Raw genomic sequence first — 427 nt, 5'->3', positions numbered from 1 at the left:
TCACGGTCCCATCCGCGGCCCCGACCGCATGCGCGCGCCTTGGGCGAGCCGCTGCGCCTCCGCCGCGCCGGCCCGCGCGCCCTGGCGCACCGCCTGCACCGCGCGACCGATCTCGCCGAGCGTGGCCCCGTCGACGCCGAGTTCCCGCGAGCCGGCTGTCTCCGCCACCTTGGTCCCGCGCCGGTCCATCGCCCGCACCGCGTCGGCCCCGAGCCGGGCCTCCACGACCCGCACAAAGCTCGCCAGCTCGCCGGCGACCCGGCCATCGGCCTGCAGCGACGTCCAAGCCTCCGCCCGCGCCTCGGACGTTGCCGCCGCCCCGAGCGCCTGAACCGCCTCTTGCGCCTGCGCCGACAACACCGGCACCCCGACGGCCTCCGCCGTCCGCCGCGCCGCGATCCCGGCCGTGTAGTCCTGCGCCGCGGCG

1 protein-coding gene is annotated in these 427 nt (G+C 79.2%); it reads right to left on the bottom strand.

The genetic code is table 11. The features are described from left to right. The coding region (locus Q1A87_RS23815) for a hypothetical protein (RefSeq protein WP_299657372.1) at positions 1–427 on the bottom strand (427 nt) is incomplete at its 5' end.

The organism is uncultured Jannaschia sp. (assembly GCF_947494055.1).
Classification (GTDB): domain Bacteria; phylum Pseudomonadota; class Alphaproteobacteria; order Rhodobacterales; family Rhodobacteraceae; genus Jannaschia.
This window is presented reverse-complemented; position numbering and strand designations above follow the sequence as displayed.